We start from the raw sequence: 5382 nt of genomic DNA, 5'->3' as shown, positions 1-5382 counted from the left end.
TGGCACTTCGGGATTCAGCCAGATGAAGTCGAGGAGTTTCTGGCCGGCTTCGGCTGGCGGCTGATCGAGCAGGTCGGACCGGAGCAGTTGATCCAGCGCTACGTCGGGCCGGCCGGCCGCGATCTCACCGCCTCTGAGATCGAATGGTCGGCCTACGCCGAGAAGACCCCCTAGCCTGAGCAGACGCAAAAGCCCCGGACACCACGCCGTTTTGGGAACCTTTGCGTCTGCTCGCCTGCTCAGATCTCCAGTACGGTCGGCACGATCATCGGCTGGCGCCGGTAGGTCTCGCCCACCCATTTGCCGACGGTGCGCCGCACCGCCTGGGCGATCCGGATGGGGTCGGTCACGTTTTCCTGGGCGAGTAATTCGAGTTCGTCTTCGACCTTGCGCACCGCGGGCTCCAGCGCTTTGGGGTCCTCGGAAAAGCCGCGGGAATGCAGATGCGGTGGCGCAGCCGCGCGACCGGTGCCACGCCGCACCACGACAGTCACCGCAACGAACCCCGACGAGAGAATCAGCCGTTCACCCAAGGTGATGTCGCCGACGTCACCGAGGATCAGGCCGTCGACGAACATCTTGCCGACCGGCACCGCTCCGGCGATGCGGGCCTGTCCAGCAATAAGGTCGACGCTGACCCCGTTCTCCGCCAACACAATTGAATCCGGCGGCACTCCGGTACGCGCGGCCAAGCCGGCGTTGGCGCGCAGCATCCGCCAGGTGCCGTGCACCGGCATGACGTTGCGGGGCCGCACCCCGTTGTAGAGGAACAGCAGTTCACCGGCATACGCGTGGCCCGAAACATGCACGCGCGCTTGCGCATTGGTCACCACGCGGGCACCGATCTTGGCGAGCTCGTCGATCACCCCGTAGACGGCTTCCTCGTTGCCAGGTATCAGCGATGACGACAACACGATGAGGTCACCCGCGGTCAGCGTGATGCTGCGGTGCTCACCGCGTGACATCCGCGCGAGCGCCGACATCGGCTCACCCTGGGTGCCCGTGGTGATCAGCACCACCTGCTCGGAACGCATCGTTTCGGCCACGCTGATGTCGATCAGATCGCCGTCGGCCACCCGCAGGTAACCGAGGTCGCGGGCGATCCCCATGTTGCGCACCATCGAGCGGCCGACGAACGACACCCGCCGACCCAACGCCACTGCGGCGTCGATGATCTGCTGCACCCGGTCGACATTGGAGGCAAAGCACGCCACGATCACGCGACCGTCGGCGCCGCGGATCAGCCGGTGCAGGGTGGGGCCGACTTCACTCTCGGAGGGCCCCACCCCGGGGATCTCGGCGTTGGTCGAGTCGCACAGGAACAGATCCACGCCGGCGTCGCCGAGCCGCGACATGCCGGGCAGGTCGGTGGGGCGCCCGTCGAGTGGGAGCTGGTCGAGCTTGATGTCGCCGGTGTGCAGGACGGTTCCCGCGCCGGTGTGCACCGCGATGGCCAGCGAGTCAGGGATGGAGTGGTTGACGGCGAAGTATTCGCACTCGAATACCCCGTGCGTGGTGCGCTGGCCCTCGGCCACTTCGCGGAACACCGGTTTGAGTTGGTGTTCGCGGCATTTCGCGGCGACCAGCGCCAAGGTGAACTTCGAGCCGACGACCGGGATGTCGGGGCGCAGCTTGAGCAGGAACGGAATCGCACCGATGTGGTCCTCGTGCGCATGGGTCAACACCAACGCCTCGACGTCGTCGAGCCGGTCTTCGATATGCCGCAGATCCGGCAGGATCAGGTCGACGCCGGGTTCGTCGTGGGTGGGAAACATCACCCCGCAGTCGATGATCAGCAGCCGGCCCAGATGCTCGAAAACCGTCATGTTGCGGCCGATTTCGCTGATACCGCCCAGCGCTGTGACCCGCAGCCCGCCAGGGGCCAGTGGACCCGGCGGGGCGAGCTCGTCGTTCACCTGTGGCTCACCTGTGGCTCACCGCAGCACCGCAGCCGCGCGCATGTCGGCGGCCAACTGGTCCACCTGCTGCGGCGTCGCGGGCATCTGGGGCAGCCGCGGCTCGCCGACATCGATGCCTTGCAGCTGCAGGCCCGCCTTGCTCATCGTCACCCCGCCGAGGCGGCTCATGGCGTCGCACAGCGGGCTGATGCCGACGTTGATCTTGCGTGCGGTGGCGACGTCGCCGGACTGGAAGGCCGACAACATCTCGCGCAGTTGGCCGGCGGCCAGATGAGAGATGACGCTGATGAAGCCGGTGGCCCCCATCGCCAGCCAGGGCAGATTCAGTGCGTCGTCGCCGGAATAGTAGGCCAGCCCGGTTTCGGCCATGATTTGGCCGCCGCGGTGCAGATCACCCTTGGCGTCTTTGACGCCGACGATGTTGGGGTGGGCCGCCAGGGCGCGGATGGTGTCAGGGTCGATCGGTATCACCGAGCGGGGCGGGATGTCATAGAGCAGCACCGGCAGCTCGGTGGCGTCGGCGACGGCGGTGAAGTGCGCGATCAGCCCGGACTGCGGCGGCTTGGAGTAGTACGGGGTGACCACCAGCAGGCCGTGCGCGCCTTCGGCCGCGCAGGCCTTGGCCAGATGAACGCTGTGCGCAGTGTCGTAGGTGCCGGCGCCGGCGATGACGCGGGCACGGTCGCCCACCGCTTCCAGCACGGCCCGCAGCAGCGTGAGTTTCTCGTCGTCGGTCGTGGTCGGCGACTCGCCGGTGGTGCCGGATATGACCAGGCCGTCACACCCGGCGTCGACGAGGTGGTTGGCCAGCCGTCCTGCGGCGGCTTCATCGAGGGAGCCGTCCGAGCCGAACGGGGTGACCATCGCGGTCAGCAGGGTGCCCAGGCGGGAGTGGACGTCGAATCCGCCGGTGCTCACGGTCCCCAGGCTACCGGGTTACGCCTCGGCCACCCGCACGAGCGGGCATGTCTGTACACAGACATGCCGCAATGGTCGTGCATCGGCGCCCGCTCGCGACGCACCTTTTCCCGTCGTCTCAGACGTCGGTTGCTAACGGACTCGTCGCGACCTCGGTGCCGTCGGCCAGGATGGTGATCTCGAAGTCGGCGAACACCGCTGGCGCGACGTCGACCAGCTGGCGCAGGCAGGCGATGGCCAGCCGCCGGATTTCCACATCGGCGTGCTCGCTGGCCCGCATGGCGATGAAATGCCGCCACGCGCGGTAGTTACCTGTGACCACAATGCGTGTCTCGGTGGCGTTGGGCAGCACCGCGCGAGCCGCTTGTCGCGCCTGTTTGCGCCGGAGAACGGCGTTGGGCTGATCAGCGAATTTAGCCTCCAGCTTGGCCAGCAGTTCGGTATAGGTGGCACGGCTGGCGTCGGCCGCCGCGGTCAAGATCTGCTGCAATTCCGGATCGTCGTCCATGCCCGGCGGCACAACGACCTGCGAGTCGCGTTCCGGCACGTAGCGCTGCGAGAGCTGCGAATAGGAGAAGTGCCGGTGGCGGATCAACTCGTGCGTACAGGACCGCGAGACGCCGGTGATGTAGAAAGACACGCTCGCGTGCTCGAGCACCGAGAAATGCCCGACGTCGATGATGTGCTTGATGTAGGAGGCGTTGGTCGCGGTTTTCGGGTTCGGCTTGGACCAGCTCTGGTAGCAGGCCCGGCCGGCGAATTCGGTAAGCGCCTGCCCGCCGTCGGCATCGGTACTCCACGGCACCTCGGGCGGCGCCAAGAACTCGGTCTTGGCGATCAACTGCACGCGCAACGGCGCGGTCTCGGCCACGGCGCTCACGATATCCCGCCGGCGTCACCGCCAGCGCGCCCATACGTAGGGCACCAGTGCCCGCAGGAACTCCAGGTCCGGGCCGGGCCGGGCGTGGGCGAAGGCCTGCTCGAAATACTCTTCGGCGACCAGCAGAATGCCCTCGGCGAATTCGCTGGCGAACGCGATGCTGCCGTAGTTGTCCATCAGCACGCGCACGTGGTGCACCATGTCGGCCGACCGCTCCGACCTGGTGCGGCTCAGATAGTCGCGAACCACTTTCCGGTCCCGCCCCTGCGCGGCGGACAGCAGGTGGATCAGCGGGAGCGTCCGCTTGCCCTCGTAGAGGTCACCGAGAATCTCCTTGCCGTAAAGCCGTTCGTCGCCGACCAGGTTCAACAGATCGTCACGAATCTGAAACGCGGAGCCGAAGTGAAAGCCGAACCGCACCAGCGGGCCGAGTTCGGCGGTGCCACGCGAGCCCACGATTGCTCCGACGCGCAGCGGATGGATTGTGGTGTACCAGCACGTCTTGTGCATGATCAGGTTCAGATAGTCTTCGGGCCCGAGATCCTCGACGTTGTCGAGCTGCCAGCCCACTTCCGTCGCCTGGCCCTCGAGAGTGCGTATCGCCATCGTGTCGAATTCGGCCCACACCAGCTCGCCGAGGTCGCGATCGAGCCGACGTGTCGCACGCCGCAACACTTGTCCTGCCACCACCGCCAACGCGTCGCCTGCGTTGAGGGCTGCGGCGATCCCGTGAGTCGCCGCCAAAGTCGGCCTGCCGCGGCGCATTTCGCTGCCGTCGGCGATGTCGTCGTGCACCAGGAATGCGTTGTGCAGCATCTCGATCGCCACAGCCATACCCAGCAGATCGTCCGTGTCCGCTCCGAATGCCCGGCCGGCCGACAGACACAGCGCCGGCCGCAACGCCTTACCCGGCCGCGACGGATACGCGCGCATCGGTGCATAAAGCCACTGGCTGGGTTCGCCGTCGGGCATTGCGTCGAGCATTGACCGCCGCACCAGCTTGGCGACCTCGCGCAAACGCTCGTCGACCACAGACACCAGCGCGGCGCGCTCCGCGGTACTGGTCATGTGCTGGGCAGTCGGACGGTGAGCCGCACTGGAAGCCACAGATCCGGGTGACCACTTGCCAGCACGGTGCCGCGATAAACGCCGGGCCGCGTCTGCGGCGCAACATCGATTCTGATCGTCACGCCGCGGCTGGATCGTCTCGGCATTGCCACCACGGCGGTATCGATAACCACCGCAGCGGCGTCGATCACATCGCCTTCGTGACTGAGCAGATCACTGCAGCGCAACCGAACATCCGCGCGGTCGTCGGGTCCCCGGTTGTGCAGCCACACCTCGGCACTGGCAGACCCGCCGACCGGGGCCTCGAGGTTCAGGGCACCCTTGGTGTCGGGGTCGTTGACGTCGAGAGCCACCGTGGCGCTGCCCCGATGGGCAGCGAAAGACGTTGAGCTAAGGAGAAATTGGCCGACCATCGACCACCACGCCCGGGCCAGCCGTTCCCATTCCGGCATGCCCGCCTGCCCGTCGTTGCTGGCGTTCACGTTGGCGGCATGCCCGTCGCCGTCCGTGACGTCTGGACCCACTGCTCGCACGAATCGGTCGACGATCCGGCTCGCGGCCCGAAAGCCTTCGGCCTGAATAGCGCTCAGCGCGCGA

Annotated in this window: 5 protein-coding genes and 1 pseudogene; 1 reads left to right on the top strand and 5 read right to left on the bottom strand. The window is 66.9% G+C overall.

The window, feature by feature from the left end:
• A pseudogene (locus tag VFA16_RS15370) lies at positions 1 to 174 on the top strand (SAM-dependent methyltransferase); the annotation flags it as partial.
• 65 nt (positions 175 to 239) lie between these two features.
• Here VFA16_RS15370 and VFA16_RS15365 read toward each other — a convergent pair.
• The 5 genes from VFA16_RS15365 to VFA16_RS15345 form a co-directional block, all read right to left on the bottom strand.
• A complete protein-coding gene (locus VFA16_RS15365) occupies positions 240 to 1916 on the bottom strand; it encodes a ribonuclease J (protein WP_324968650.1) in 1677 nt (558 codons plus the stop codon).
• 18 nt (positions 1917 to 1934) lie between these two features.
• Positions 1935 to 2837, bottom strand: coding sequence for a 4-hydroxy-tetrahydrodipicolinate synthase (gene dapA, locus VFA16_RS15360; protein ID WP_324968649.1), 903 nt, complete (start codon positions 2835 to 2837; stop codon positions 1935 to 1937).
• A gap of 118 nt (positions 2838 to 2955) precedes the next feature.
• Positions 2956 to 3708: an FAD-dependent thymidylate synthase gene (gene thyX, locus VFA16_RS15355; RefSeq protein ID WP_324968648.1), complete on the bottom strand. Its 753-nt coding sequence runs from the start codon at positions 3706 to 3708 to the stop codon at positions 2956 to 2958.
• Positions 3709 to 3732: 24 nt separating this feature from the next.
• Complete coding sequence (locus tag VFA16_RS15350; RefSeq protein WP_324968647.1) at positions 3733 to 4785, bottom strand: polyprenyl synthetase family protein; 1053 nt, start codon at positions 4783 to 4785, stop codon at positions 3733 to 3735.
• Positions 4782 to 5382, bottom strand: a 601-nt coding sequence (locus VFA16_RS15345; RefSeq protein WP_324968646.1) for a hypothetical protein, incomplete at its 5' end; no start/stop codon positions are given. The genes VFA16_RS15350 and VFA16_RS15345, both read right to left, overlap by 4 nt.

It is taken from the genome of Mycobacterium sp. (assembly GCF_035653355.1).
In the GTDB taxonomy this organism is placed as follows: Bacteria; Actinomycetota; Actinomycetes; order Mycobacteriales; family Mycobacteriaceae; genus Mycobacterium.
This window is presented reverse-complemented; position numbering and strand designations above follow the sequence as displayed.

What these genes read in the sequence shown, in the direction of transcription:
- VFA16_RS15350 (WP_324968647.1), bottom strand. Translation starts at nt 4,785, where the DNA reads ATGACCAGTACCGCGGAGCGCGCCGCGCTGGTGTCTGTGGTCGACGAG.